The organism is Streptomyces sp. ADI95-16 (genome assembly GCF_003721495.1).
GTDB lineage: Bacteria > Actinomycetota > Actinomycetes > Streptomycetales > Streptomycetaceae > Streptomyces > Streptomyces goshikiensis.
Genome location: NZ_CP033581.1, coordinates 2,835,482 through 2,860,548, shown reverse-complemented (window position 1 = coordinate 2,860,548; position 25,067 = coordinate 2,835,482). Strand labels below are relative to the sequence as shown.

Genomic DNA, 25,067 nt, shown 5'->3' with positions numbered 1-25,067 from the left:
CGAGCCGGGCCGCGACCGTGCCCCCGGCTCACGCTAACGAGAACATGTTGCAGTAGTCGCCCAAGTCGACCATCTCTCCGCGTTTCTGGCTAGTCGCTGGATCTTCCCGGCCGTTCCGTCCGGGCCGTGGACTCCTAGAACTAGAACTGGTATCAGTTCTGAAACACCGTCAGGGTGATCGGGTATCCGCACCGGCCGCAGGAGGCATCAGCCATGACCGAGCTCGTGGAACACGGACAGCTGTTCATCGGCGGGGAGTGGACCGATCCGCTGGGAACCGGCACCATCCGGGTCGTCTCCCCGCACACCGAGCAGGTCATCGGCAGCGTCCCGCACGCCGGCGAGGCCGACGTGGACCGGGCCGTGGCCGCCGCCCGCAAGGCCTTCGACGAGGGGCCCTGGCCCCGGCTGTCCCTGGACGAGCGGATCGCCGTCGTCACCCGGATCAAGGACGCGATCGCCGTCCGCCACGAGGAGATCGCCCGCTCGATCAGCTCCCAGAACGGATCCCCGTACTCCTGGAGCGTCCTCGCCCAGGCCCTCGGCCCGATGATGGTCTACGACGCCGCGATCACCGTCGCGCGCGCCTACCCGTACGAGGAGTACCGCCAGGGCGCGCTCGGGCCGATCCTGGTGCGCCGGGAGCCGGTGGGCGTGGTCGCCGCCGTCATCCCCTGGAACGTCCCGCAGTTCGTGGCCGCCGCGAAGCTCGCGCCCGCGCTGCTGTCCGGGTCGACGGTGATCCTGAAGCCCTCGCCGGAGTCCCCGCTGGACTCCTACATCCTGGCCGACATCGCCAGGGAGGCAGGGCTGCCGCAGGGCGTGCTGTCGATCCTGCCCGCCGACCGGGAGATCAGCGAGTACCTGGTGGGCCACCCCGGCATCGACAAGGTCGCCTTCACCGGCTCGGTCGCCGCCGGCCGGCGCGTCATGGAGGTCGCCTCCCGCAACCTCACCCGCGTCACCCTCGAACTCGGCGGCAAGTCGGCCGCCGTCATCCTCCCGGACGCCGATCTGGACGCGGCGGTCGCCGGGATCGTCCCGGCGGCCTGGATGAACAACGGGCAGGCCTGCGTGGCCCAGACCCGGATCCTCGCGCCGCGCGGCCGGTACGAGGAGATCGCCGAGGCCCTCGCGGCGGCGGCCGGGGCGCTGGTGGTCGGCGACCCGCTGGACCCGGCGACGCAGCTCGGGCCGCTGGTGGCCGAGCGGCAGCAGCGGCGCTCGCTCGACTACATCCGGCTCGGCCAGGAGGAGGGCGCGAAGGTCCTCACCGGCGGCAGCCGCCCGGCGGGCCTGGAACGGGGCTGGTACGTGGAGCCGACCCTCTTCGGCGACGTGGACAACTCGATGCGGATCGCCCGCGAGGAGATCTTCGGGCCGGTCGTCTGCCTGATCCCGTACGGGGACGAGGCGGAGGCGGTACGGATCGCCAACGACTCGGAGTTCGGCCTGAGCGGCAGCGTCTGGACCGGGGACGCGGAGCACGGCGTCGACTTCGCGCGGCGGGTGCGGACGGGCACCTTCAACGTGAACACCTTCAGCCTGGACATGCTCGGCCCGTTCGGCGGCTACAAGAACAGCGGCCTCGGGCGCGAGTTCGGGCCGGAGGGGCTGAGCGAGTACCTGGAACACAAGATGATCCACCTCCCGGCGGGGTACCAGGCGCCCGGGGCGGGTGCGTGATGGGCGACCGGTGGTACGTCGAAGTGGACCGCGGGGTCTGCATCGGCTCGGGCATGTGCGTGAACCACGCCCCGGCGGGCTTCACCCTGGACTCGGCGCGCCAGTCGCACCCGGCGGCCGCGGAGACCGACGCCAGCGAACCGGTCCTGGCGGCGGCGGAGGGCTGCCCCGTGGAGGCCATCGCGATCACCCTGCTGGGCACCGGCGAGGCCGTGTTCCCCCCGGAGGACTAGCCGTACGCGAAACTCCTGCGACAGCCGCCGGGCCCTCCCTCCCGGCGGCTTCGCAAGGGATGGGCGCAGGCGACGCCCGGCGCACCGCGCTCGTGGCCGCCCGCCACCCGAGCGGGTAGCGGGGGTGCCGCGCGGGTACGCCTCGACCCGCCCTACGGCGGGTTCAGGACTTTCGGGGGGTCGGCGGGGCGGTCGACGCGCCCGGGGCCGTGAGGTCGATGAGGCGGCAGACCGTCTCGATGTCGATCTGCACCTGGGCGATCGAGGCCCGGCCCGAGAGCCAGGTGATCAGCGCCGAGTGCCAGGTGTGCTCGATGACCCGGACCGCCGAGAGCTGCTCCGCCGTCGGCGGGGCGTCCAGGCCCATCGCGTCCAGGATGATCGCCGTGGTCAGCCGGGACACCGTGTCCACCTCGGGGCTCACGCTGCGGTCCGCGAACGTCAGCGCGCGCACCATCGCGTCCGCCAGGTGCGGCTCCCGCTGGAGCGCCCGGAAGGCCCGCATCAGGGTCTCCGCGACCCGCGCCGCGGGCTCCTGACCTGCGGGCGGGCGCTTGCGCAGCGTGGTGTGCATGTGCTGGAGCTGGTCCTGCATGGTGGCGACGAGCAGGTGCACCTTGGAGGGGAAGTAGCGGTACAAGGTGCCCAGCGCCACGCCGGCCGCCTCCGCGACCTCCCGCATCTGGACGGCGTCGAACCCGCCCCGGCTGGCCAGCTGCGCGCTCGCGTGCAGGATCCGGCGGCGGCGCGCCTCCTGGCGCTCCGTCAGGGGAGGGGACGCCGGTGTGGTGACGGCCTTCGCTTCCGCTGTCATGTGTCCCGTTCCATGGCGTTCCGTGGCGTCTCGGTGGTGCTGCGCGGGTACTGATCCACACTGGATCCGGAGCCGGCACGGCAAGCGCCGGATCCGTGGCGCGAATCACCTGCTCCGCCTCTTACGGTGGGGTTTCCGGCCGGTAGATTCAATGCTCTTCAACGGATCAAGTCTGAAACTTGTTCTACATTATCCGAGCGGTTACGCTCCGGCGAAAGTGCAGGGAGATGGGGGCCGAGAGTGACCGCTGAGGCCATGGTGAAGAGCCCTTTCGAGGAGTCCGCCACGGACGGCGACCGCCCGCTGCGCATCGCGCTCCTCACGTATAAGGGGAACCCGTTCTGCGGGGGCCAGGGCGTCTACGTCCGGCACCTCTCTCGCGAACTCGTCCGCCTCGGGCACAGCGTCGAGGTCATCGGCGCGCAGCCCTACCCGGTACTGGACACCGGCGCCACGCTGACCGAGCTGCCGAGCCTGGACCTCTACCGCAGCCCCGACCCGTTCCGCACGCCGAAGCGCGACGAGTACCGGGACTGGATCGACGCCGTCGAGGTCGCCACCATGTGGACCGGCGGCTTCCCCGAACCGCTGACCTTCTCGCTGCGCGCCCGGCGCCACCTCGCCGCCCGCGCCGGGGACTTCGACGTCATCCACGACAACCAGACCCTCGGCTACGGACTGCTGGGGCAGCTCGGCGCCCCGCTCGTCAGCACCATCCACCACCCGATCACCGTGGACCGGCAGCTGGACCTGGACGCCGCCAAGGACTTCAAGAAGCGGCTCTCCGTACGCCGCTGGTACGGCTTCACGCGCATGCAGGAGCGCGTCGCCCGCCGGCTGCCCTCCGTGCTCACCGTCTCAGGGACCTCCAAGCAGGAGATCGTCCAGCACCTGGGCGTCCGCGAGGAGCGCATCCACGTCGTGCACATCGGCGCCGACACCGACCTGTGGTCGCCCGACCCGTCGGTCGCCGAGGTGCCGGGGCGGATCGTGACGACCTCCAGCGCCGACGTACCGCTCAAGGGCCTCGTCCACCTCGTCGAGGCGCTCGCCAAACTCCGCACCGAGCGCCCCGACGCGCACCTCGTCGTCGTCGGCAAGCGCGCCGAGCGGGGCCCCGTCGCCCGCGCCATCGAGACGTACGGCCTCCAGGACGCGGTCCGGTTCGTCAAGGGCATCACCGACGCCGAACTCGTCGACCTGGTGCGCAGCGCGCAGGTCTCCTGCGTGCCCTCCCTCTACGAGGGCTTCTCGCTCCCCGCCGCCGAGGCCATGGCCACCGGCACCCCGCTCGTCGCCACCACCGGCGGCGCGATCCCCGAGGTCGCCGGCCCCGACGGCGAGACCTGTCTCGCGGTGCCACCCGGCGACCCGGGCGCGCTCGCCGCCGCGCTCGGCCGGGTGCTGGGCGACCCGGAACTGCGGGCCCGCCTCGGCGCCGCCGGACGCGAGCGGGTCCTGGACCGCTTCACCTGGGCGCGGGCCGCCGAGGGCACCGCCGCGCACTACCGGGCCGCGATCGAGCGGGCCGCCCGTGCCCGCAGCGACCGGTGACGTTCCGTCCCGTGTTCCCCCGCGCAGCAAGCGCCACCCCGTTCACCCCCCGCGACCGCGAAGGCAGGACCCCGTGCTGACCGTCGATTTCTCCCGGTTCCCGCTCGCCGCAGGCGACCGTGTGCTCGATCTGGGCTGTGGCGCCGGCCGTCACGCCTTCGAGTGCTACCGGAGAGGCGCCCAGGTGGTCGCCGTCGACCGCAACGGCGAGGAGATCCGCGAGGTCGCCAAGTGGTTCGCCGCCATGAAGGAGGCCGGTGAGGCCCCCGCCGGCGCCACCGCCACCGCCATGGAGGGCGACGCGCTGGCGCTGCCCTTCCCCGACGATTCCTTCGACGTCGTCATCATCTCCGAGGTGATGGAGCACATCCCCGACGACAAGGGCGTGCTCGCCGAGATGGTCCGCGTGCTCAAGCCCGGCGGGCGCATCGCCATCACCGTTCCGCGCTACGGCCCGGAGAAGATCTGCTGGGCGCTCAGCGACGCGTACCACGAGGTCGAGGGCGGCCACATCCGCATCTACAAGGCGGACGAGCTGATCGGCAAGATGGAGGCCGCGGGCCTCAAGCCGTACGGCACGCACCACGCCCACGGGCTGCACTCCCCGTACTGGTGGCTCAAGTGCGCCTTCGGCGTCGACAACGACAAGGCGCTGCCCGTCAAGGCGTACCACAAGCTCCTGGTCTGGGACATCATGAAGAAGCCCCTGGCCACGCGGCTCGCGGAGCAGGCCCTGAACCCGGTCATCGGCAAGAGCTTCGTGGCCTACGCGACGAAGCCCCACCTCCCGGTCAGCGCGGCCGCCCAGTGACCACACCCGGGCGTACCGAACACCTGGTCCTGGACGGCGTACTGACCGCCGAGCAGGCGGCCCTGACGGTCGCGGGGATCCTCGCCGCACAGCGTTCCGACGGGGCCATACCCTGGTTTCGCGGCCACCACCTGGACCCCTGGGACCACACCGAGGCCGCGATGGCCCTCGACGCGGCGGGCGAGCACGAGGCGGCCGCCCGCGCCTACGAATGGCTCGCGCGGCACCAGAACGGCGACGGCTCCTGGTACGCGGCCTACGCCGACCGGCCCGACGGCGTGGACACCGCCGAGCCGCAGGACGCCGGCCGGGAGACCAACTTCGTCGCGTACATCGCCGTCGGGGTCTGGCACCACTACCTCACCACCGGCGACGACACCTTCCTGGACCGGATGTGGCCCGCCGTCTACGCGGCCGTCGAGTTCGTGCTCGGGCTCCAGCAGCCCGGCGGCGAGATCGGCTGGAAGCGCGAGGCGGACGGCACCCCCGTCACCGACGCGCTGCTCACCGGGTCCTCCTCCATCCACCAGGCGCTGCGCTGCGCACTGGCCATCGCCGAGCACCGGGAGGAGCCGCAGCCGGACTGGGAGCTGGCGGCGGGCGCCCTCGGCCACGCGATCCGCCGGCACCCGGAGCGGTTCCTCGACAAGTCGCGCTACTCGATGGACTGGTACTACCCGGTCCTCGGCGGCGCGCTGACCGGGCCCGAGGCCTCGGCGCGCATCGAGGAGCGCTGGGAGGAGTTCGTCGTCCCGGACCTCGGGGTGCGGTGCGTGCTGCCGAACCCGTGGGTCACGGGCGGGGAGTCCTGCGAGCTGGCGCTCGCGCTGTGGGCGATGGGCGAGTCGGACCGGGCGCTGGAGATCCTGCGCTCGATCGGCCACATGCGGGCCGAGAACGGCATGTACTGGACGGGCTACGTGTTCGACGACCGGGCCGTCTGGCCGGTCGAGCAGACGACCTGGACGGCCGGTTCGCTGCTGCTGGCCGTCGCGGCCCTCGGCGGAGACGAGGCCACGGGCACGGTGTTCGGCGGCCTGGAACTCCCGTCGGGCCTGGAACCGGACTGCTGCCACTGAGCCGTGCGCGGCGGGCCTTCGCCGCCGTGCGGGCCCGATGATGCGGGCGGTGCGCGGGCCCCGCCACCCGGGGGACCCGAACGGGGTGCCCGAGTGGCGGGGGCCGGGCACCCGGGTGACGCTGCGGGGGACACCTCACTCCCCGGAGGAAACCGTGTCCATACCCAGCACCGCCCGATGCCGCCGCGCCGTCACGGCGCTGTTCCTGTCCACCGCGCTGCTCGCCGGAGCCACCGCCTGCGGCAGTGGCGGCAGCGGCCGGAACCAGAGCGGGGACGTCTCCGCCGCGGCCGTGACCGCCGCCGGGGCGGGCGCCGTGGCCCCGCTCGCCGTGGACCCGGCGCTGGTGGACCCGGCTTTGGCGAACCCCGGCCTGGTGAACCCGGCGCTGGTGAACCCGGCCCTGGATCCGGCCGCCGTGGATCCGGCCGCGGCCGAGCCCTCGCCCAGCACCTCCGCCGAGAAGCAGAGGTTCGCCAAGACGCGCTTCGTCGCCAACGCGGGCCTCGCGGCCGGGGCGACGTACCAGTGGATCGTCAAGCCGTACCGCGAGGGCAAGTTCAAGAAGGGCGCCAAGGGCCGCACCTTCGCCCTGATCAAGGCGGGCCTCGCGGGCGCCTTCGCCTACAACCGGCTGAAGGCCGCCGTGGACAACGCCAAGGGCGACCCGCTGCTGTCGAAGGCCGTCGTCCCGCTGACGGCGGGCATCGAGTCCCTCAAGGGCCTCGGCTCCAAGCTCCGCAAGGGCAGCGCGAGCGACGCCGACCTCAGTTCCCTCCAGGACGTCATCACCGGAGTCAAGAGCGCGGGCCAGAGCGCGGGCGCCCCGGTGACCGACAGGGTGCCGAGCCTCTCCCAGCTGGGCGGCTAGGGCCTGTCTTTCGGATCAGGCCGGATCAGGGAGCGGGGCCTGGCCCCTGACGAACGGGCCGGGCCGGCGGGTACGCCGGCCCGGCCTGTTTCAATGGCCGGGTGATCGAGCTCGTGTTCCTCGCCGCCCTGGCCGCCGTCACCGGCTGGCTGATCCGCCGCAAGCACCGCGAGCGGACCGCCGCCGGCCGGCCCCAGGGGATCCCGGGCATGGCCCGGAACCCGGCCGGGGCGGGGCGCTGGCGGGCGGGGCGGGTGTTCGCGGTCCCGGCCGGCGAGGTGCGCTGGGTGCCGGGGCGGGGCGAGCCCGTGGCGCTGCCGGGCGTACGGGCGACCGGGGTGCGGCCGCCGTCCGTGAAGGAGGGGCTGTCCATCAACCCCGGCTCGCGGATCGTGGCCTGCGCCTACGAGGGCGGGACGATCGAGATCGCCGTCATGGCACTGGACCTGCGGGAGCTCCTGGAGGCCGTGCCGGGGGACGAGGGCGCGGGGGAGAGCGGCTAGCAGGCCAGTTCCGCCAGGACGCGCAGGGTGTGCGGGTCGGGGGCCGTCACGAGGAGGTCCGTGACCGGGCCCGCGCGCCAGAGGTCGAGGCGTTCCGCGATCCGCTCGCGCGGCCCGATCAGGGAGATCTCGTCGGCGAACGCGTCCGGGACGGCGAGCACCGCCTCCTCCTTGCGGCCGGCGAGGAACAGCTCCTGGATCCGGCGGGCCTCCTCCTCGTACCCCATGCGGGCCATCAGGTCGGCGTGGAAGTTGCGGGCCGCGTGGCCCATGCCGCCGATGTAGAAGCCGAGCATCGCCTTGACGGGGAGCAGCCCCTCGGCGACGTCGTCGCAGACCTTGGCCCGGGCCATCGGGGCGATCATGAACCCCTCGGGGAGGCCGGTGAGCGCGGCCCGGTAGACGTCCGTGCGGGTCGGCGACCAGTAGAGCGGGAGCCAGCCGTCCGCGATCCGGGTGGTCTGGGCGATGTTCTTCGGGCCCTCCGCGCCGAGCAGGACCGGCAGGTCCGCCCGCAGCGGGTGGGTGATGGGCTTGAGGGGCTTGCCGAGGCCGGTGCCGTCCGCGCCGCGGTACGGGTGCTGGTGGAAGCGGCCCTCCAGCGCGACGGGGCCCTCGCGGCGCAGCACCTGGCGGATGACGTCCACGTACTCCCGGGTCGCGGTGAGCGGGCTCGCGGGGAAGGGGCGCCCGTACCAGCCCTCGACGACCTGCGGCCCGGACAGGCCGAGGCCGAGCATCATGCGGCCGCCGGAGAGGTGGTCCAGGGTGAGGGCGTGCATGGCGGTGGCGGTCGGGGTGCGGGCGGCCATCTGCGCGATGGCGGTGCCGAGCCGGATCCGCGAGGTGTGCGCGGCGATCCAGGTCAGCGGGGTGAAGGCGTCCGAGCCCCAGGCCTCGGCGGTCCACACCGAGTGGTAGCCGAGGTTCTCGGCCTCGGTGGCGAGGTCGAGGTGGGACGGATGAGGGCCGCGGCCCCAGTAGCCGAGTGCGAGTCCGAGGCGCATGTACGGTCCCCTCCGCGAAGCCGTATCTGACGATGCGTCAGGTGACTCTAGGGCAACGGCCCCCCGCCCGGAAGGGCGGGGGGCCGTCGATGCGCGCGTCGAGCGGGGCGTCAGCCGCGTTGGATGCCCGAGGTGTCGTTCAGGACGCCGCGACGGCCGTCCTGGGTCTGGGCGATCAGGGCGGCCTGGCCGCGCTGTTCCACGGCCAGGTACCAGGTGCCCGGGGCGAGCTCGGCGATCGGGCTGGAGGAGCCGTCCTCGGCGAAGAGGGGGCGGGCCACCGGGACCGCGAACCAGAAGGGGGTGAAGTCGGCCGCGGGCGCCTCGTGGGCGGCGGGGGCCGGAGCCGGGGCCGGCTCGTGGGCGGCGGGCTGGCCGCCGTACGGCGGGACCGGCTGGGGGGTCGCCCCGTACGGCTGCGGCTGCTGGCCGCCCGGGTAGCCGTAACCGCTGCCCGGCTGGGGCTGGGAGCCGAAGGCCGCGGCGGGGGCGGCGGGCGCCGGGTCCGGGATCAGCTGGCCGGCGAGCGCCGGGATCTTCGGGCCCGCGATGGCCACACCGGCGATCGCCAGGGTGGCGAGGAAGGAGATGACGGCGCCGGCACCCAGGTCGAAGGTGCTGGGGCAGGTGATCAGGGACCACAGCGCGGCCCACACGGAGGAGACGGCGAGCACGGTGCCCCACGCCGGCAGCGGAACGCCCGCGAGCCCCCGGCCCTGCGGCAGGAAGCGGGAGCCGACGAGCAGGCCGGCCGCGACGAACGCGGTCAGGAAGACCGTGGGGAGGGCCAGGTGGTAGACGTCGGTGTCCCAGACGCTGGGCAGGTCGACGCCGTCGGCGGAGTAGAAGTCGAGCAACGAGGCGATGAACAGCAGCACCGCTGCTCCGATCACCACGCCGTCTCCTCGTGTGAGGGAGCGGATATTCACTTCGTCGGTGTCCTTCTCGGTCTCGGTCGTCTCGTGGTGCCGCAGTCGCGCGTCTTGCCTGGAGCGGGGCGGGCGGCACCATGGTACGGACGTCTGCCGCGACCGGAGGGGTCGGGGGCGGCGGGCGGTCCCCGGGGGGCTACCCGCCGAGGAACCCGACGATGCCGTTCGTGATGCCTTCCGCCGCCTTCTGCCGCCACTCCGGACTCGTCAGCTGCGCCGCGTCCTTGGCGTCACGCATGTTGCCGCATTCGATGAACACCTTGGGCCGGGTCGACAGATTGAGACCGCCGAGATCGTCCCGGACCACCAACCCGGTTCCGCTGCCCAGGTAGTTGGCCGGTGCGGATCCGGTGCTGCGGGCGAAGTTCCCCGCGATCCGCTCGCCCAGGTCCCGGGAGGGTCCGACGATCTTCGAGGTGTCCGCCGCGCCGCCCTTGACCGTGGCCGGGAGGATGATGTGGAAGCCGCGGTTCCCGGCGGAGACGCCGTCCGCGTGGACGGAGACCACCGCGTCCGCCTTCGCCTCGTTGCCGATCCGGGCCCGCTCGTCGATGCAGGGGCCCCAGGGGCGGTCGGCGTCGTGGGTGAAGACCACCTTGGCGCCCTTGGACTCCAGGAGGGTGCGCGTCCGGCGGGACACGTCGAGGGTGAACTCGGCTTCCATGTAACCCGAGTTGGTGGTGGTGCCGGTGGTGTCGCACTCCTTGCGGTTGGTGCCGATGTCCACCTGCCGGTCGATCTCGGAAGTGTGCTTGAAGTTACCGGTGTTGTGGCCGGGGTCGATGACCACGGTCCGGCCGGCGAGCGGGCCCTTGGCGGGCGCCGCGGGCGCGGAGGCGGAGGCGGAAGCCGAGGCCGACGCGGCGGGGGAGGGCGTGGCCGTACTGGCCTTCGCGTCCCCGGCGCCGTGGGCGCCGGCCCCCGCGGTGTGGGAGGCGGGCAGCGCCTTGGGCTGCGGCGGCTGGCCGCCGGGACCGGAGCCGGTCAGGACCTGGGTCAGCACCCACCCGGCCAGCGCGGTCGGGGCCAGGGCGGCCACCGCGACGGCGAGGGTGGAGCGGCGGGTGTACCAGGGCGGGTCCGGGCTGACCGAGGAGGCGGACTCGGGGGGCGGGGGGCTGTCGTCGTAGCGCACCTCGCGATGCTAGACCGCCCGTCCGCCGCCGGTCCGGATCGTGGGCCATCCGGGGGCGTGGTGCGATGATCGGATCATGTGCCCGGGTGGATGCTCGGGCACATGATCCGCGCCGCTGACCGGGGGCGGGCGCCGGTCAGATGCCGGAGCCGGTACGGCGCAGCACCCGGAGCGAGTCGGTGACCGAGATCTCCTCGAAGGCGCCGGACGCCAGGGCGCGCAGGTAGATCCGGTACGGGGCCTGGCCGCCGTCGGCCGGGTCCGGGAACACGTCGTGGATGACGAGCGTCCCGCCCTCGGCGAGGTGCGGGGCCCAGCCCTCGTAGTCGCCGGTGGCGTGCTCGTCGGTGTGGCCGCCGTCGATGAAGACGAAGCCGAGCGGGCCGCCCCAGGCGGCGGCGACCTGCGGGGAGCGGCCCACGACCGCGATGACGTGGTCTTCCAGGCCCGCCTTGTGGAGGGTGCGGCGGAAGGTCGGCAGGGTGTCCATCAGGCCGATCTCCGGGTCCACGACGGTCGGGTCGTGGTACTCCCAGCCCGGCTGCTGCTCCTCGCTGCCGCGGTGGTGGTCGACGGTGATCGCCGGGACCCCGGCCTCGCGGGCCGCGTCGGCGAGCAGGAGGGTGGAGCGCCCGCAGTAGGTGCCGACCTCCAGGAGGGGCAGCCCGAGGGCCGCCGCCGAGACGGCGGCCGCGTACAGGGCGAGGCCCTCGCGTGCCGGCATGAAGCCCTTGGCGGCCTCGAAGGCGGCGAGGGTCTCCGGCTTGGGGGTGGCGGGGGCCATGGGGTTCCTCCTGGGCTGCTGGTGGGGGCCATGCTGCCCTACCGCCCGGTAGGCGTCGCGTCCGGGTCCCGGGCCGCCCTGCGGGCGCCTGCCGCGCGGGCGCACCACGGGCGCCGCAGCCGCCGCGGGCGCTGCCCCACGGGCGCCGTTACGCGGGGACCGCGACCGCCGGGGCGGGTGCCGGCTCCAGCAGCAGCCGGGCCGAGTCGTCGACGAGGCGGCGCAGGACACCCGCCTGGATCGCGTCACCGCCGAGTCCGTCCAGAATGCGCAGCGCCTCGCCGCGGAATCCGTCGAGATCTTCGCGGAACTGGTCGAGAACGGGGCGGTCGAGCAGCAGGCCGGTGAGTTCCGCGCGCGCCCGCGGGCACGCGCGCGCGGCGGTCCGCAGGTTCAGGAGGTGTGCGCGGGATTCCGGTGAGGCGTCGTCGAGCGCGCACGTGAGCAGATAGGTGACGGTGCCGTTGAGGAGGTCTTCGCCGCGGCCGGAGAGAATGTCCTCCTGATCGTTGAACATCTGCCACAGGATGCCGAAGACATAACCGAACTCGCGCCACTGCGCGATTCTCTCGGCGCGCGCGCCGGACAATATCGCCGCCATTGCCGTGATCATCGAGAACGGGCCGCCGGACTTCCCCCGGTAGGCCGCGATCACCGATTTCCGGGTGGCGTTGTCCGCGTCGCCGCGGATGTCGCGCAGCTGGCCCTCGGTGCCGACGGTCCAGCCGGTGGCGATCTCGGCGGTCAGGGCGCTGTGGACCGGGGCGGGGGCCGGGATCGAGTGGATGATCCGCAGCGGCAGGATCGTGCCGCTGATGACGGAGGCGAGCACCGCCTCGTTCTGGGTGAGCCCGGCGGAGAGCGGTGCGCCGTGGCCGTCGGCGAGGTCGTCGAGAAAGCAGGCCGAGGTCCACCACAGCACGTGCAGGGCGGATATGGGGAGGGCCGGCCGGAGGGTGCCCGTCTCGACGCCGTGCACCAGCATCGGCAGGACGGAGAGCGGATGCCGGAGCCTCTGGTGGCGTAGGAGTTTGACGACCGCGGCCTTGACCGCGTCCGATGCCGGGCCGAGCTGATCGAGAGCGAGTTCCATCTCCGCGTCGATATCCGCGGAGACTTGTCTGTGAAGGTCCACAAATGTCAGGGCGCTCACGTGTCGACTTCCATTCCGAGAGTGAATTGCCGGCGACGGTGCGTCACCGATTCGATCATTCTGCATGAAGGGGAGCTAGAGCGATTTTCAGCCATGTCTGAATTCTCGATGCCTTCCCGGGAGCGGCCGCCGCAGGACCGTCCAGGCCGTCCCGGAGGGCCGCGCGAAAACGTCGCGAGCGATCTGACCTTCCGTCAGAATGGAACGTGTTCTAGTCTGACCGGCGACCAGGGGGCACGGGCACCGAGAAGGCGACAGGGATCCGTATGGGCATCGGCATCACGCAGGAGCAACGGGAGCTGGCCGACGCGGTACGCGGCTGGGTGGCGCGGACCGTACCTCCCGAGGAGGTGCGCAAACTGCTCGACGCCCCGCCCGGGACCGGAGCCCGCCCCGCCTACTGGGACGCGCTCACCGAATCCGGACTGCTCACCCCGCACCTGGACGGCGGCACCCTCCTCGACCTGGCCGTGGTGGTCGAGGAAGCCGCCCGGGCGGCGCTGCCCGGCGGGTACCTGCCGAGTGCGCTGGCCTCCGTACTGCTGGACCGGGCCGGGGCGCCGCCGCTCGACGGGCGCACCGCCGCGGTGGCCCTCGGGCCCGGCGGCATGACCGCCGTCGCCGTCGAAGGCGGCGGACACCTCCTCGACGGCGCCGCGCCGCCCGTGCTCGGCGCCGGAGAGGCCGACCTCGTGCTCCTCGCCGCCGAAGCCGCGCACGGCACCCGCTGGTTCGCCGTGGACGCCGCCGCGCTGGACATCCGCACCCACGAGAGCGCCGACCCGACCCGCCCCACCGCCGAGGTGCGGGCCCGTGGCGTCACCGTCGCACCCGGCCGGCTCCTCGCACTGGACGCCGCCCTGGTACGGGACCTGGCCTGCGCCCTCTTCGCCGCCGACGCCTGCGGCACCGCAGCCCGGGCGCTGCACACCGCCGCCGAACACGCCAAGGTGCGCGAGCAGTTCGGCCGGCCCATCGGACGCTTCCAGGGCGTCAAACACCTCTGCGCCGACATGCTCGTCCGCCTCGAACAGGCCCGGGCGCTCGCCTGGGACGCCGCGAACGGCATGGACGAGACCCCCGACGTCCGGTCGCTCGTCGCCGCCCTCGCCGCCGGCACCGCGCTCGACGCCGCCTACTCCTGCGCCAAGGACTGCATCCAGATCCTCGGAGGCATCGGCTTCACCTGGGAACACGACGCCCACATCCTGCTGCGCCGGGCCCTCGTCGCGCGCCAGCTCCTCGGCCCCGGCGACGGACACCGGCTGCGCGCCGTCCGGCTCGCGGCGGCCGGCGCCCGCCGCGAACTCCGGCTCGAACTCCCCGCGCACGCCGAGACCCACCGGGCGAAGGCCCGCGCCGCCGTCGAGGAAGCCCGCGGCCTCGACCCGGTCGCCGCGCGCCGGATCCTCGCCCCGGCCGGATACGCGGCCCCCTACCTCCCGCCCCCGTACGGCCTCGGCGCGGGCCCCGTCGAACAGCTCGTCGTCCAGCAGGAGCTGCGCGCCGCCGGGGTCAGGATCGCCGACCTCGGGATCGCCACCTGGGTGATCCCCTCGCTGCTCGCCTACGGGACGCCGGCCCAGCAGGAGGCGTACGTACTCCCCACCCTGCGCGGAGAACTGACCTGGTGCCAGCTGTTCTCCGAGCCCGACGCGGGCTCCGACCTGGCCTCCCTGCGCACCCGGGCCGAGCGCACCGAGGGGGGCGGCTGGCTGGTCAACGGACAGAAGGTGTGGACGAGTTCCGCGCACACCGCCGACTTCGGGATCCTGCTCGCCCGCACCGACCCGGCCGCGCCCAAACACAAGGGCCTCGGCTACTTCGTCGTCGACATGAAGCGGACCCCCGGGATCGGCATCCGGCCGCTGAGGGAGATCACCGGCGAGGCCCTCTTCAACGAGGTGTACTTCGACGACGTCCCGCTCCCGGCGGACGCGCTGGTCGGCGCCGCCGACGGCGGCTGGCAGGTCGCGCGCAACACCCTCGGCAACGAACGCGTCCACATGGCCGACCAGATGACCTTCGACACGGGGCTGGAGGCGCTGATCGCCCGCTCCGCCGACCTGGACGGGGCCGGGCGCGCGCGGATCGGCGCGCTGGCCGCCGAGGCGCACGCGCTGTCCTGCATCGGGCTGCGCACCACGCTCTCGCAGGTGTCGGGACTGGAGCCGGGCGCGGGCGCCTCCGTCCGCAAGCTCGTACAGACCCCGCACCAGCAGAAGACCGCGGAACTCGCGCTCGAACTGCTGGGCCCGGCGGGCGCGGTACGGGAGGGGGCGGGGGAGCGGGCGGTGCACGGGATGCTCATGTCCCGCTGCCTGACCATCGCCGGAGGCACCACCCAGGTCCAGCTGAACGTCGTCGCCGAGCGGATCCTCGGCCTCCCCAGGGACTAGGAGTCATCAGGCATGAAGGGCATGAAGTCGTACGTCGTCGGCGTCGGCATGACGAAGTTCGAGAAGCCGGAATCGCGGGACTGGCAGTACTGGGACATGGCCAGGGAGGCCGGGGGCGCGGCGCTGGCCGACGCGGGCATCACCTACGACCAGGTCGAGCAGGTGCCGGTGGGGTACTGCTTCCAGGCGTCCACGGCCGGGCAGCGGGCGGCGTACGAACTGGGGCTGTCCGGGGTTCCCGTCTACAACGTGAACAACAACTGCGCGACGGGCTCGACGGCGCTGATGATGGCGCGGCAGTTCGTGGAGGGCGGGATCAGCGACTGCGTGCTCGCGCTGGGCTTCGAGAAGATGAAGCGGGGCGCGCTGGGGGGCGGCGCCGACGGCGGCGACTTCAAGACCTCCCCGGTCGCCCGGCACTACGGGATCATGGCCGCCGGGCACGGCTTCGAGATGTCGCCGCCGACCGCGCAGATCTTCGGGAACGCGGCGCGGGAGCACATGGAGCGGTACGGGACGACGGCCGCGCAGCTGGCGATGGTGGGCGCGAAGAACCACCGGCACTCGGCGAACAACCCGAACGCGCAGTTCCAGGACGTGTACACGGTGGAGGAGATCCTGGCGGCGAAGGAGATCCACGCCCCGCTGACCAAGCTCCAGTGCTCGCCGACCTCGGACGGGGCGGCCGCGGCGGTGGTGGTGTCGGAGCGGTTCGTGGTCCGGCACGGGCTGCACGACAAGGCGGTCGAGATCGTCGGGCAGGCGATGACGACGGACACGGCGGCCTCCTTCGACTCCGGCTCCTGCATCGACGTGGTCGGCAAGCCGATGACGGCGGCGGCGGCGCGGGCCGTCTTCTCGGCGTCGGGGCTCGGCATCGAGGACGTCGACGTGATCGAGCTGCACGACTGCTTCTCGATCAACGAGCTGCTGACGTACGAGGCGTTGGGGATGTGCGGGGAGGGGGCGTCGGGGAAGCTGGTGGAGAGCGGGGCCACGACGTACGGCGGGCGGTGGGTGGTCAACCCCTCGGGCGGGCTCATCTCGAAGGGGCACCCGCTGGGGGCGACGGGGCTGGCGCAGGCGGCGGAGCTGACGTGGCAGCTGCGTGGCGAGGCGGGGCCGAGGCAGGTCCCGGGCGCGCGCGTGGGCCTGGCCCACAACATAGGCCTCGGCGGCGCGGCCGTCCTCACCCTCCTCCACCGCTAGCCCGCCGGCTCCGTCCGGGGGGCCACCGCCCGCCGCCCGCCGCCTGGCCGGCGCAGGATCCAGCCCGGCCGCCACCGTTGGCCTCGCCGGCGGCGCACCTCCAGCCTCGCCGGCGTTTGAGGCGCGGGTCCGGGCAGAGCCCAGGGAACGGAGGAAGGGCGGGGCGGGGAGAAGCCCGCGCAGCGACCGGCCATGGGCACGCGCGGCGCCGCTGCCGGGGGGCCAGCCCCCGGACCCCCGCGCCTCAAACGCCGGCGAGGCTGAAGGTGCCGGGGGCCGGCCCCCGGACCCCCGCGCCTCAAACGCCGGCGGGGCTGAAGGTGCCGGGGCCCGGCGGCGGGCGGTGGGGGTTTCAGGGGGTGGTGAGGGTGGGGTCGGTGGCTTGTTCGCCGCGGGCGGCCCGGCGGATGGCGTCGGCCAGGTCCTCGATCGGCCCGTCGCGGAGCACCAGGCCCGACGCGCCCGCGGCGACCGCCGCCTGCGCGAGGCCCGGGTGCGCCGAGCCCGTCATCAGCAGGACCCGGCATTCCGGGTCGTCCGCCAGGACCTCCGCGACCTCCGCGAGCTCCTCGACCAGGGCAACCGCCGGCCGGGCCATCGGGGAGGGCACCACCTCCAGGTCCGGCTGGAGTCCGAGACGTACTGCGAGCGGCGGGTTCGGCGGGTGCAGCAGCACCCGAAGGGATCGGGCGGTACGGTGCGTAACGGGCATTTCATCCACCCCGCCAGGGTAGGCCCCCGCGCCCGCCGCGGCCCGATCTGACGTGAAGTCAGCAGTCTGCCCGGCTGTCTTCCCAAGTGCTGGGGCGTGCGTTATACATGCCTTCACCGGCCCAACCTAGAACGCGTTCTAGAAGGCGGGCCGGTTCCGCAGACGACCTCGGTGTGGCCGACGGTGCGGACGGCCGCACCGAGGTCTTCCAAGAACAAGGAGCAGCATCCTCAATGCCGATCGATGCCGCCAAGGCCCTCGCCGCCGACCCCCGCCAAGGGGACATCGCCTGGGACCACAAGGACATCCAGCTCTACCACCTCGGCCTCGGCGCGGGCCTGCCCGCCACCGACCCCGACGAGCTGCGCTACACCCTGGAGTCCAAGCTCCACGTCCTCCCCAGCTTCGCGACCGTCGCCGGCGCCGGCATGGCCATGCTCGGCGGCCTCGCCGCCCCCGGGATCGACGTGAACCTCGCCGCCGTCCTGCACGGCGGCCAGTCCATCGAGCTGCACCGCCCCATCCCCGTCAAGGGCCGGGCCAACTCCCGCGCCAAGGTCGCCGCCGTCTACGACAAGGGCAAGGCGGCCGTCATCGTGCTGCGCACCGAGGTCGCGGATGCCGACGGGCCGCTGTGGACCTCCGACGCGCAGATCTTCGTCAAGGGGGAGGGCGGGTTCGGCGGCGAGCGCGGGCCCTCCGTGAGGAACGAGCTGCCCCAGCGCGCCCCCGACCGGGTCGAGGAACGCCACATCCGCGAGGAGCAGGCCCTGCTCTACCGCCTCTCCGGCGACTGGAACCCGCTCCACGCCGACCCCGAGTTCGCCAAGCTCGCGGGCTTCGACCGGCCCATCCTGCACGGCCTGTGCTCGTACGGCATGACCCTCAAGGCCGTCGTCGACACGGCGCTCGGCGGGGACGTCTCCCGCGTCCGCGCCTACCGCACCCGCTTCGCCGGGATCGTCTTCCCGGGCGAGACCCTCCGCGTGCGGATGTGGCAGGAGCCCGGCCGCGTACAGGTCTCGGTGACCGCCGTCGAACGGGACGACGCGCCGGTCCTCGCCGACACCGTCGTCGAACACACGTAACCCCAGCAGCCACGGAGACAAGGAGCCGCACCGTGCGCGCAGCACTGCAGAGCGAGATAGGCCAGGACAAGCTAGAGGTCGTCGAGGACATGGAGGCCGTGGGCTTCGGCCCCGGCAAGGTCAGGATCCGCATCAGGGCCACCGGCCTGTGCCATTCCGACCTCTCCGCGATGAGCGGCGTACTGCCGCAGCCCGCCCCCTTCATCCCCGGGCACGAGGGCTCCGGCGAGATCGTGGACGTCGGCGACGGGGTCGCCACCCACCGGATCGGCGACCGGGTCCTCGTCTGCTGGCTGCCGCCGTGCGGACACTGCCCCGCCTGCAAGCGCGGCCAGGGCCACCTGTGCCTGGAGGCCTTCGGGAACGTGGCCACCCCCAACTTCCGCCGCGCCGGCACCGACGTCTTCGGCTTCGCCGGCACCGGCACCTTCGCCGAGGAGATGGTGGTCCCGGCGGCCTGCGCCGTCCCCATCCCCGACGACCTCCCGTACGACATCGCCGCCCTGATCGGCTGCGGGGTCACGACCGGACTCGGCGCGGCCATCAACACCGCCCAGGTGGAGCCCGGTTCCTCCGTCGCCGTCATCGGTTGCGGCGGCGTCGGCATCTCCGTCATCCAGGGCGCCAAGGTGCGGGGCGCCGCGCAGATCATCGCCGTCGACCCGGTCGCCTCCCGGCGCGAGGCGGCCCTGCGCTTCGGTGCCACCGAGGCCGTCGCGCCCGAGGCCTTCGCCGACGCCAAGAACCGGATCACCGCGGGCGAGGGCTTCGACTACGTCTTCGAGGTCGTCGGCAAGTCCGCGACCACGCAGACCGCGTACGAGATGACCCGGCGCGGCGGCTCGGTGGTCGTGGTCGGCGCGGGCGCGCTCGACGACAACTACTCGATCAACATGTTCTCGCTGTTCTTCGACGAGAAGAAGATCCTGCCGTCGATGTACGGGGGCGGCGACGTACTGCGCTCCTACGAGCGCACCATCGCCCTGTGGCGGGCCGGCCGGGTGGACCTGGCGGGCCTGATCACCCACCGGGTGCACCTCGCCGAGATCAACGACGCCCTCGACCAGATGCGCACGGGCGTCGCCCTGCGCACCTGCATCGAACTCTGAGAGGAATCCGGTAGATGTCACTGCCACTTGAGGGGCTCAGCGCCATCGTCACGGGTGCGGGCCGCGGCCTCGGCCGGGCCGAGGCGCTCGAACTCGCGCGGCTCGGCGCGAGCGTGGTCGTCAACGACTTCGGCCAGAGCGGCCGCGACGGCTCCGGGGAGGCCTCGGCCGCCCCGGCCGAGGAGGTGGCCGAGGAGATCCGCGCCGCGGGCGGGCAGGCGGTGGCGCACCTCGGTGACGTGGCCGACTTCGAGCAGGCGCGGGAGCTGGTCGGGCTGGCCGTCTCCCGCTTCGGCAAGCTGGACGTCCTGGTCAACAACGCGGGCATCCTGCGCGACCGGATGGTCTTCTCCATGTCGGAGGAGGAATGGGATTCGGTCATCCGGGTCCACCTCAAGGGCCACTTCAACACCACGCACTTCGCCTCCGCGCACTGGCGGGAGCGCTCCAAGGCGGCGGGCGGCCCGGTGTACGGCCGGATCGTCAACACCTCCTCGGAGGCCTTCCTCGGCGGTTCGGCCGGCCAGCCGAACTACGCGGCGGCCAAGGGCGGCATCGTCGGCCTCACCACCTCCACCGCCCTCGCCCTCGCCAAGTACGGGGTGACGGCGAACGCCATCTGCCCGCGCGCCCGCACCCGGATGACCGAGGACGTCTTCGCCGGATTCCAGGTCCCCGAGGAGGGCGAGCTCGACGCCCTCGCCCCCGAGCACGTCGCCCCGCTGGTCGGATACCTGGCCTCCCCGGCTGCGGCCGGGGCCAACGGACAGCTGTTCGTCGTGCACGGCGGGATCGTGGTCGTGATGGAACGCCCCAGGGTGGCGGCCAAGTTCGACACCGCCAAGGAGGCCTTCTCCTACGAGGAACTCGACGGGCTGCTCACCCCGCACTACGCGTCCCGCCCGGCCGGCGAGACCTTCGCCGCGGCGGAGGTGCTCGGCCTCAAGCACGACTAGCCGGCGGGGCGGGGCGGGGACGGAGCCGGGGCCCGGGGATCCTGCCGGGCCCCCGCCCCGGCTCACCGCAGCGGAGCCTGCTGGAGCGGGATCGGCCGCGGCGCGGTCGGCGCGGCCGGCGGGGGCGGGGGCGGGTCGAGCCGGACCGGGGGCGTCGGGGCCGACGGCATCCCCAGGGTCATGAGGCCGCACGGCATGTCGGCGGTGGCGTACGGGAGGTGCAGCCGCCCCTCCCGCGTCCACAGGCCCGTACCGCCGAGCCAGCCGACCGGCGCGGGCAGCCGGAAGACACGCCGGTCGGCGGGACGCCACAGCCCGACGCCGCCGTCCTCCAGCCGCAGCGCGACCGCGCAGGTCTCGGGCATCAGGGCCTGCCCCGGCTGCACGGCGAACGGCGTGGCCACCGCGCCCCGCAGGCACTCGGGGAAGCGGACCGGCAGCGAACTGCCCAGCACCCCCCACCCGATCCGCGGTTCGCCCGGGGCGTCCGAGCCGATCAGCAGCAGCCCGCTGTCGGGGTCGGCCAGCAGCAGCCGGTCGTCGCTGGCCTCCGCGATCTGGAGCAGCGCGGAGACCTCGCCGCCCCGGCCCAGATCCACCGCGACGGCCTTGGTGCGCCCGTCGAGTTCGCGGTCCAGGGCCAGCAGCCGGCCCGTCCGGTCCAGCCAGACTCCGCCGGAGCAGCGGCCGGGGATCAGGGCGACCCGCTCGGGCCCGAAGCCGCTCCCGGCGATCCGCCAGACGGTGCTCACCCGCGCGCCCACCGCCAGGGCGAACGCCCCGCGCCCGTCCGGGGACGGCGGCAGCAGGCGGATCCGTACCTCCGTACCGTCCGCCCCCTCCGGATCGACCGCGCCCAGCGGCAGTTCCCCGGTCCGCGGCCCGGTGGCGGCGCTGCCGCCGCCCGTCGGGTACAGCAGGGCGAACGCGTGCCGCTGCGCCACCCGGCGGTGGATCAGCACCCGCCCGTCGGCCAGCGGCAGCACCTCGCTGTCCGCCTCCTCGGGCTGCGCGAGCGGCAACGGCACCGCGTACGGCTCGGGCCCGGCCAGGGTCCAGCGCTCCGGATAGCGCGCCTCGCCGTCCCCGGCCAGCCGGGCCGCGTAGGACCCGTCCGCGGCGATGGTGAACGGGGCCGTCGTCGTTGCGATGGCACAGACAGTCATCCGTGCGTCACCTCCGGGGAGGAAGCTAGTTTTCGCACTTCCGGCGAACAACACGACCAACCGTGCTTCACACATACGGGTGTCCGGGGGTGGGTTCGGCTGTGGGGAACGGCGCGATTGTGCTGTGCGATATGGGGCTTTTCGGGACGGGGTCCGCTGAGGCCCTCGCTCGGGGCGGCGAGGAGTCCGCGGGCCGCCTCACGATCATCGAGGTCTCCGGCGGCCCGCGCCCGGCGAACCGGCAGGTGGAGGCCGCCGGCGAGGCCGGGGCGGCCTGCGCGGCTTCCTCGTCGCCCGGCCCCGGTCCCGCGCGCCGCAGCCGCCCGCCCGTACCCCCGGCCAGGGGATCGGCGGGCGGGTCGCGACGGACGGTAGCCTTGGCCCGTGCCCCGTCTCTCTGAAGTCATCGCCGCGCTGGACGCCCTCTGGCCCCCCTCCCGGGCCGAGCAGTGGGACGCCGTCGGAACCGTCTGTGGCGATCCCGCCGCCGAGGTCTCCCGGGTCCTGTTCGCCGTGGACCCCGTCCAGGAGATCATCGACGAGGCGGTGAAGCTGGACGCCGACCTGATCGTCGCCCACCACCCCCTCTACCTGCGCGGGACCACCACCGTCGAGGCCGGCACCTTCAAGGGCCGCGTCGTGCACACGCTGATCAAGAACGACATCGCTCTGCACGTCGCCCACACCAACGCCGACACCGCCGACCCCGGGGTCTCCGACGCCCTCGCCGGCGCCCTGGACCTGCGCGTCACCGGCCCGCTCGTGCCCGACCCGAGCGACCCCGCCGGCCGTCGCGGCCTCGGCCGGATCTGCGAGCTCGACCACCCCGAGACCCTGCGCGAGTTCGCCGCCCGCGCCGCCGCCCGGCTCCCGCGCACCGCGCAGGGCATCCGCGCGGCCGGCGACCCGGACGCCCTCATCCGCACCGTCGCCGTCAGCGGCGGCTCCGGTGACAGCCTCTTCGCCGAGGTCCGCGCGGCCGGCGTGGACGCCTTCCTCACCTCCGACCTGCGCCACCACCCCGTGTCCGAGGCGCGCGGGACGAGCCCGCTCGCCCTCGTCGACGCCGCCCACTGGGCCACCGAGTGGCCCTGGTGCGAGCAGGCCGCCGCGCAGCTCGACGCGATCTCCGAGCGCCACGGCTGGGGTCTGCGCACCCACGTCTCGCGCACGGTCACCGACCCGTGGACGGCGCACGCGCCGTCCGACGTTCCTTCCTCTCCCTCTATCTAACTCAGGAGCCCCCAACTGAACGCCGAGCCCGCCGACCAGATCCGACTTCTCGACGTCCAGGCCCTGGACGTCCGGCTGTCTCAGCTCGCCCACAAGCGCAAGTCGCTGCCGGAGCACGCCGAGGTCGACTCCCTGACCAAGGACCTCACCCAGCAGCGCGACCTGCTCGTCGCCGCCCAGACCCAGGCGAGCGACGCCGCCCGCGAGCAGACCAAGGCCGAGCAGGACGTCGACCAGGTGCGCCAGCGCGCGGCCCGCGACCAGCAGCGGCTCGACTCCGGCGCCGGCATCTCGGCCCGTGACCTGGCGAACCTCCAGAGCGAGGTCGTCTCCCTCGCCAAGCGCCAGGGTGACCTGGAGGACGTGGTCCTGGAGGTCATGGAGCGCCTGGAGGCCGCGCAGGAGCGGGTCACCGAGCTCACCCAGCGCGTCTCCGCGCTGGAGGCCAAGCTGACGGACGCCACCGCGCGCCGTGACGCCGCCACCAACGAGATCGACACCGACGTGGCCAAGATCGCCAAGGACCGGGAGCTGATCGTGGCCTCCGTCCCGGCCGACCTGATCGCCCTGTACGAGAAGATCCGCGTCAAGCAGGGCGGCGTCGGCGCCGCGCGCCTGTACCAGCGCCGCTGCGAGGGCTGCCGCCTGGAGCTCGACATGGCCGAGGTCAACGAGATCAAGGCCGCCGCGCGCGACCAGGTCGTGCGTCACGAGAACTGCGGCCGCATCCTGGTCCGTACGGCGGACTCGGGCATCTGATGCAGAGGCCTCTCCGGTTCGTCGTGGAGGCGGACGGCGGTTCCCGGGGCAACCCGGGGCCCGCCGGCTACGGTTCGGTCGTCCTCGACCCGGCGACGGGCGAGACGCTGGCCGAGCGCGCCGAGTACATCGGCGTCGCGACGAACAACGTGGCCGAGTACAAGGGGCTGATCGCGGGCCTCAAGGCCGCCCGCGAGCTGGCCCCGGACGCGCAGGTCCTCGTCCGCATGGACTCCAAGCTCGTCGTCGAGCAGATGTCGGGCCGCTGGAAGATCAAGCACCCGGACATGAAGCCGCTCGCGGCGGAGGCGGCGACGGTCCTGCCGCGCTCGCAGGTGACGTACCAGTGGATCCCGCGCGAGCAGAACAAGCACGCGGACCGGCTCGCCAACGAGGCGATGGACGCGGGCAAGCACGGCAGGCAGTGGGAGCCCTCCGCCTCCACGGCGGTCTTCGACCGGGGCGCCGCGCGCGCCCTGGCGACCCCGCCGGCCGCGGGCCCCCCGGGGGACGCCGCGGCCGGCGCCGCGGCCGTACGGGCCGCCCTCGCCCCGGCCTCCGGTACGACGGCCGGTGCGGCGGCGTCCGCCCCTGCGGTGTCCGCCCCCGCGGAGGCCGACACCCTGTTCGCGGCCGCGGGTTCCGGCGCGCCGGAACCCGCTCCGGCCGCGGCGGCGGCCCCCGGCCGGGCGGCCCCCGCCCCGACGGCGGCACCCGCGAGCGGCTGGGGCCCCGACATGGGGACCCCCGCCACCTTCGTGCTGCTGCGCCACGGGGAGACCGCCCTCACCCCGCAGAAGCGCTTCTCCGGGAGCGGCGGCACCGACCCGGAGCTGTCCCCGGCCGGCCGCCGCCAGGCCGCCGCCGTCGCCGAGGCGCTGGCCGCGCGCGGCACCGTCCAGGCGGTGGTCAGCTCCCCGCTGCGGCGCTGCCGGGAGACCGCCCAGGCCGTCGCGGACCGCCTCGGGCTGGCGGTGGTGGTCGAAGACGGGCTGCGCGAGACGGACTTCGGCGCCTGGGAAGGGCTGACCTTCGGCGAGGTGCGGGAGCGCTTCCCGGACGACCTCCAGGCCTGGCTGGACTCCCCGAAGGCGGCGCCCACGGGCGGCGGCGAGAGCTTCAGCGCCGTCACCCGGCGGGTCTCGGCCACCCGTGACCGGCTGCTGGCCGCGTACGCGGGCCGCACGGTGCTGGTGGTCACCCACGTGACCCCGGTCAAGACGCTGGTCCGGCTCGCCCTGGGCGCCCCGCCGGAGTCCCTGTTCCGCATGGAACTCTCCGCGGCCTCCCTGTCGGCGGTGGCCTACTACGCCGACGGCAACGCCTCGGTCCGGCTGCTGAACGACACCTCGCACCTGCGCTAGGCCCTGGGCCCACCCCCAGACGAAAGGAACCCCCGCCACATGTGGCGGGGGTTCCTTCGCAGTCGTGAGGACGACAGACGAGCCGGCCTGTACGCCGGGTTCTGTCTCCCGATGACCTCGCGGTCGCCGGGGAGACGGCCATCCATCTAGGACCGGCGTTGCCACCGGCCTCGTGCGGTCTACCCGCGAACTCGGGCGGGCAGCCCTCAAGCGTTCGCGCAGGGCGGTCCGAAGACCACCCCTCTTGACCTTGCTCCGGGTGGGGTTTACCTAGCCGCCTGAGTCACCTCAGGCGCTGGTGGTCTCTTACACCACCGTTTCACCCTTACCCGGGGCCGAAGCCCCGGGCGGTCTGTTTTCTGTGGCACTGTCCCGCGGGTCACCCCGGGTGGGCGTTACCCACCACCCCGCCCTGTGGAGCCCGGACGTTCCTCGGCGGGACCTCGCGGTCCCGACGCGGCCGCCCGGCCGACTCGTCTGTCGTGGCGACCATGCTACCGGCTGCGCCGT

23 protein-coding genes and 1 other RNA gene are annotated in these 25,067 nt (G+C 73.6%); 15 read left to right on the top strand and 9 right to left on the bottom strand.

Annotated elements, in window-relative coordinates; genetic code table 11:
* The first annotated feature begins 213 nt into the window (after positions 1-213).
* Both EES41_RS12440 and EES41_RS12435 read left to right on the top strand, forming a co-directional pair.
* A complete protein-coding gene (locus EES41_RS12440; protein ID WP_123078071.1) occupies positions 214-1,686 on the top strand; it encodes an aldehyde dehydrogenase in 1,473 nt (490 codons plus the stop codon).
* Positions 1,686-1,919 (top strand): ferredoxin, encoded by a 234-nt coding sequence (locus EES41_RS12435; protein WP_123078069.1) that lies wholly within the window; start codon positions 1,686-1,688, stop codon positions 1,917-1,919. Before EES41_RS12440 ends, EES41_RS12435 begins: the two co-directional genes overlap by 1 nt.
* Positions 1,920-2,082: 163 nt before the next feature.
* On the opposite strand, the gene EES41_RS12430 is transcribed toward EES41_RS12435, so the two are convergent.
* Entirely contained in the window at positions 2,083-2,733 is a 651-nt protein-coding gene (locus EES41_RS12430) for a TetR family transcriptional regulator (protein ID WP_123078067.1), read from the bottom strand.
* A 240-nt stretch (positions 2,734-2,973) separates the two neighbouring features.
* Here EES41_RS12430 and EES41_RS12425 point away from each other — a divergent pair, with 240 nt between their 5' ends.
* The 5 genes from EES41_RS12425 (at position 2,974) to EES41_RS12405 (ending at position 7,551) form a co-directional block, all read left to right on the top strand.
* Positions 2,974-4,287 (top strand): glycosyltransferase family 4 protein, encoded by a 1,314-nt coding sequence (locus EES41_RS12425; RefSeq protein ID WP_037797554.1) that lies wholly within the window; start codon positions 2,974-2,976, stop codon positions 4,285-4,287.
* Between the two features lie 73 nt (positions 4,288-4,360).
* Positions 4,361-5,098 carry a class I SAM-dependent methyltransferase gene (locus EES41_RS12420; protein WP_008743685.1) on the top strand — a complete coding sequence of 246 codons (738 nt, stop codon included), beginning with the start codon at positions 4,361-4,363 and terminating at the stop codon, positions 5,096-5,098.
* Entirely contained in the window at positions 5,095-6,177 is a 1,083-nt protein-coding gene (locus EES41_RS12415) for a prenyltransferase (protein ID WP_123078065.1), read from the top strand. The genes EES41_RS12420 and EES41_RS12415 overlap by 4 nt, the downstream gene beginning before the upstream one ends.
* Positions 6,178-6,565: 388 nt before the next feature.
* Positions 6,566-7,048, top strand: a complete 483-nt coding sequence (locus EES41_RS12410; RefSeq protein WP_250569592.1) for a hypothetical protein — start codon at positions 6,566-6,568, stop codon at positions 7,046-7,048.
* 101 nt (positions 7,049-7,149) lie between these two features.
* Positions 7,150-7,551 carry a hypothetical protein gene (locus EES41_RS12405; RefSeq protein ID WP_123078063.1) on the top strand — a complete coding sequence of 134 codons (402 nt, stop codon included), beginning with the start codon at positions 7,150-7,152 and terminating at the stop codon, positions 7,549-7,551.
* Here the strand turns inward: EES41_RS12405 and EES41_RS12400 are convergent.
* The 5 genes from EES41_RS12400 to EES41_RS12380 form a co-directional block, all read right to left on the bottom strand.
* Positions 7,548-8,558 carry an LLM class F420-dependent oxidoreductase gene (locus tag EES41_RS12400; protein ID WP_123078061.1) on the bottom strand — a complete coding sequence of 337 codons (1,011 nt, stop codon included), beginning with the start codon at positions 8,556-8,558 and terminating at the stop codon, positions 7,548-7,550. The two genes, EES41_RS12405 and EES41_RS12400, sit on opposite strands and share 4 nt — an antisense overlap.
* Positions 8,559-8,668: 110 nt before the next feature.
* The gene (locus tag EES41_RS12395) at positions 8,669-9,487 is read right to left on the bottom strand and encodes a DUF5336 domain-containing protein (RefSeq protein WP_073780671.1); all 819 of its coding nucleotides are present in this window, start codon (positions 9,485-9,487) and stop codon (positions 8,669-8,671) included.
* Positions 9,488-9,626: 139 nt separating this feature from the next.
* The gene (locus EES41_RS12390; RefSeq protein ID WP_123078059.1) at positions 9,627-10,625 is read right to left on the bottom strand and encodes an N-acetylmuramoyl-L-alanine amidase; all 999 of its coding nucleotides are present in this window, start codon (positions 10,623-10,625) and stop codon (positions 9,627-9,629) included.
* Between the two features lie 136 nt (positions 10,626-10,761).
* Positions 10,762-11,409: a class I SAM-dependent methyltransferase gene (locus EES41_RS12385; protein WP_008743681.1), complete on the bottom strand. Its 648-nt coding sequence runs from the start codon at positions 11,407-11,409 to the stop codon at positions 10,762-10,764.
* 148 nt (positions 11,410-11,557) lie between these two features.
* A complete protein-coding gene (locus EES41_RS12380; RefSeq protein WP_164495816.1) occupies positions 11,558-12,502 on the bottom strand; it encodes a polyprenyl synthetase family protein in 945 nt (314 codons plus the stop codon).
* A 326-nt stretch (positions 12,503-12,828) separates the two neighbouring features.
* Between EES41_RS12380 and EES41_RS12375 the strand changes: the two genes are divergently transcribed.
* Together EES41_RS12375 and EES41_RS12370 are read left to right on the top strand one after the other, a co-directional pair.
* Complete coding sequence (locus EES41_RS12375; protein ID WP_123078055.1) at positions 12,829-14,961, top strand: acyl-CoA dehydrogenase; 2,133 nt, start codon at positions 12,829-12,831, stop codon at positions 14,959-14,961.
* Positions 14,962-14,982: 21 nt separating this feature from the next.
* Positions 14,983-16,170: a lipid-transfer protein gene (locus EES41_RS12370; RefSeq protein ID WP_123082409.1), complete on the top strand. Its 1,188-nt coding sequence runs from the start codon at positions 14,983-14,985 to the stop codon at positions 16,168-16,170.
* 352 nt (positions 16,171-16,522) lie between these two features.
* Here EES41_RS12370 and EES41_RS41385 read toward each other — a convergent pair whose 3' ends face one another.
* A complete protein-coding gene (locus EES41_RS41385) occupies positions 16,523-16,882 on the bottom strand; it encodes a response regulator transcription factor (protein WP_164495815.1) in 360 nt (119 codons plus the stop codon).
* A 233-nt stretch (positions 16,883-17,115) separates the two neighbouring features.
* On the opposite strand from EES41_RS41385, the gene EES41_RS12360 reads away from it, so the two are divergent.
* From EES41_RS12360 to EES41_RS12350, 3 genes are read left to right on the top strand one after another with little or no spacing between them, the layout of a single operon-like run.
* On the top strand, positions 17,116-17,970 hold the full coding sequence (locus tag EES41_RS12360) for a MaoC/PaaZ C-terminal domain-containing protein (RefSeq protein WP_123078051.1): 855 nt from the start codon (positions 17,116-17,118) through the stop codon (positions 17,968-17,970).
* Between the two features lie 32 nt (positions 17,971-18,002).
* Positions 18,003-19,079: a Zn-dependent alcohol dehydrogenase gene (locus EES41_RS12355; RefSeq protein ID WP_123078049.1), complete on the top strand. Its 1,077-nt coding sequence runs from the start codon at positions 18,003-18,005 to the stop codon at positions 19,077-19,079.
* 14 nt (positions 19,080-19,093) lie between these two features.
* The gene (locus tag EES41_RS12350; protein ID WP_123078047.1) at positions 19,094-20,035 is read left to right on the top strand and encodes a 3-oxoacyl-ACP reductase; all 942 of its coding nucleotides are present in this window, start codon (positions 19,094-19,096) and stop codon (positions 20,033-20,035) included.
* A gap of 62 nt (positions 20,036-20,097) precedes the next feature.
* Here EES41_RS12350 and EES41_RS12345 read toward each other — a convergent pair whose 3' ends face one another.
* Positions 20,098-21,201, bottom strand: a complete 1,104-nt coding sequence (locus tag EES41_RS12345) for a hypothetical protein (protein ID WP_254211416.1) — start codon at positions 21,199-21,201, stop codon at positions 20,098-20,100.
* Positions 21,202-21,585: 384 nt separating this feature from the next.
* Here EES41_RS12345 and EES41_RS12340 point away from each other — a divergent pair, with 384 nt between their 5' ends.
* Genes EES41_RS12340 through EES41_RS12330 form a run of 3 tightly spaced genes read left to right on the top strand, consistent with a single transcriptional unit; the run spans position 21,586 to position 24,557 of the window.
* Positions 21,586-22,434 (top strand): Nif3-like dinuclear metal center hexameric protein, encoded by an 849-nt coding sequence (locus EES41_RS12340; RefSeq protein WP_123078043.1) that lies wholly within the window; start codon positions 21,586-21,588, stop codon positions 22,432-22,434.
* Between the two features lie 15 nt (positions 22,435-22,449).
* Positions 22,450-23,193: a zinc ribbon domain-containing protein gene (locus tag EES41_RS12335; protein WP_123078041.1), complete on the top strand. Its 744-nt coding sequence runs from the start codon at positions 22,450-22,452 to the stop codon at positions 23,191-23,193.
* Complete coding sequence (locus EES41_RS12330) at positions 23,193-24,557, top strand: bifunctional RNase H/acid phosphatase (protein ID WP_123078039.1); 1,365 nt, start codon at positions 23,193-23,195, stop codon at positions 24,555-24,557. Before EES41_RS12335 ends, EES41_RS12330 begins: the two co-directional genes overlap by 1 nt.
* Before the next feature lie 74 nt (positions 24,558-24,631).
* Here EES41_RS12330 and rnpB read toward each other — a convergent pair.
* Positions 24,632-25,033, bottom strand: an RNA gene (gene rnpB, locus EES41_RS12325) — RNase P RNA component class A.
* Positions 25,034-25,067: the final 34 nt, after the last annotated feature.

What these genes read in the sequence shown, in the direction of transcription:
- EES41_RS12440 (WP_123078071.1), top strand. Translation starts at nt 214, where the DNA reads ATGACCGAGCTCGTGGAACACGGACAGCTGTTCATCGGCGGGGAGTGG.
- EES41_RS12435 (WP_123078069.1), top strand. Translation starts at nt 1,686, where the DNA reads ATGGGCGACCGGTGGTACGTCGAAGTGGACCGCGGGGTCTGCATCGGC.
- EES41_RS12430 (WP_123078067.1), bottom strand. Translation starts at nt 2,733, where the DNA reads ATGACAGCGGAAGCGAAGGCCGTCACCACACCGGCGTCCCCTCCCCTG.
- EES41_RS12400 (WP_123078061.1), bottom strand. Translation starts at nt 8,558, where the DNA reads ATGCGCCTCGGACTCGCACTCGGCTACTGGGGCCGCGGCCCTCATCCG.
- EES41_RS12385 (WP_008743681.1), bottom strand. Translation starts at nt 11,409, where the DNA reads ATGGCCCCCGCCACCCCCAAGCCGGAGACCCTCGCCGCCTTCGAGGCC.
- EES41_RS12380 (WP_164495816.1), bottom strand. Translation starts at nt 12,502, where the DNA reads ATGGAACTCGCTCTCGATCAGCTCGGCCCGGCATCGGACGCGGTCAAG.
- EES41_RS12375 (WP_123078055.1), top strand. Translation starts at nt 12,829, where the DNA reads ATGGGCATCGGCATCACGCAGGAGCAACGGGAGCTGGCCGACGCGGTA.
- EES41_RS12370 (WP_123082409.1), top strand. Translation starts at nt 14,983, where the DNA reads ATGAAGTCGTACGTCGTCGGCGTCGGCATGACGAAGTTCGAGAAGCCG.
- EES41_RS41385 (WP_164495815.1), bottom strand. Translation starts at nt 16,882, where the DNA reads ATGCCCGTTACGCACCGTACCGCCCGATCCCTTCGGGTGCTGCTGCAC.
- EES41_RS12360 (WP_123078051.1), top strand. Translation starts at nt 17,116, where the DNA reads ATGCCGATCGATGCCGCCAAGGCCCTCGCCGCCGACCCCCGCCAAGGG.
- EES41_RS12350 (WP_123078047.1), top strand. Translation starts at nt 19,094, where the DNA reads ATGTCACTGCCACTTGAGGGGCTCAGCGCCATCGTCACGGGTGCGGGC.
- EES41_RS12345 (WP_254211416.1), bottom strand. Translation starts at nt 21,201, where the DNA reads ATGACTGTCTGTGCCATCGCAACGACGACGGCCCCGTTCACCATCGCC.
- EES41_RS12330 (WP_123078039.1), top strand. Translation starts at nt 23,193, where the DNA reads ATGCAGAGGCCTCTCCGGTTCGTCGTGGAGGCGGACGGCGGTTCCCGG.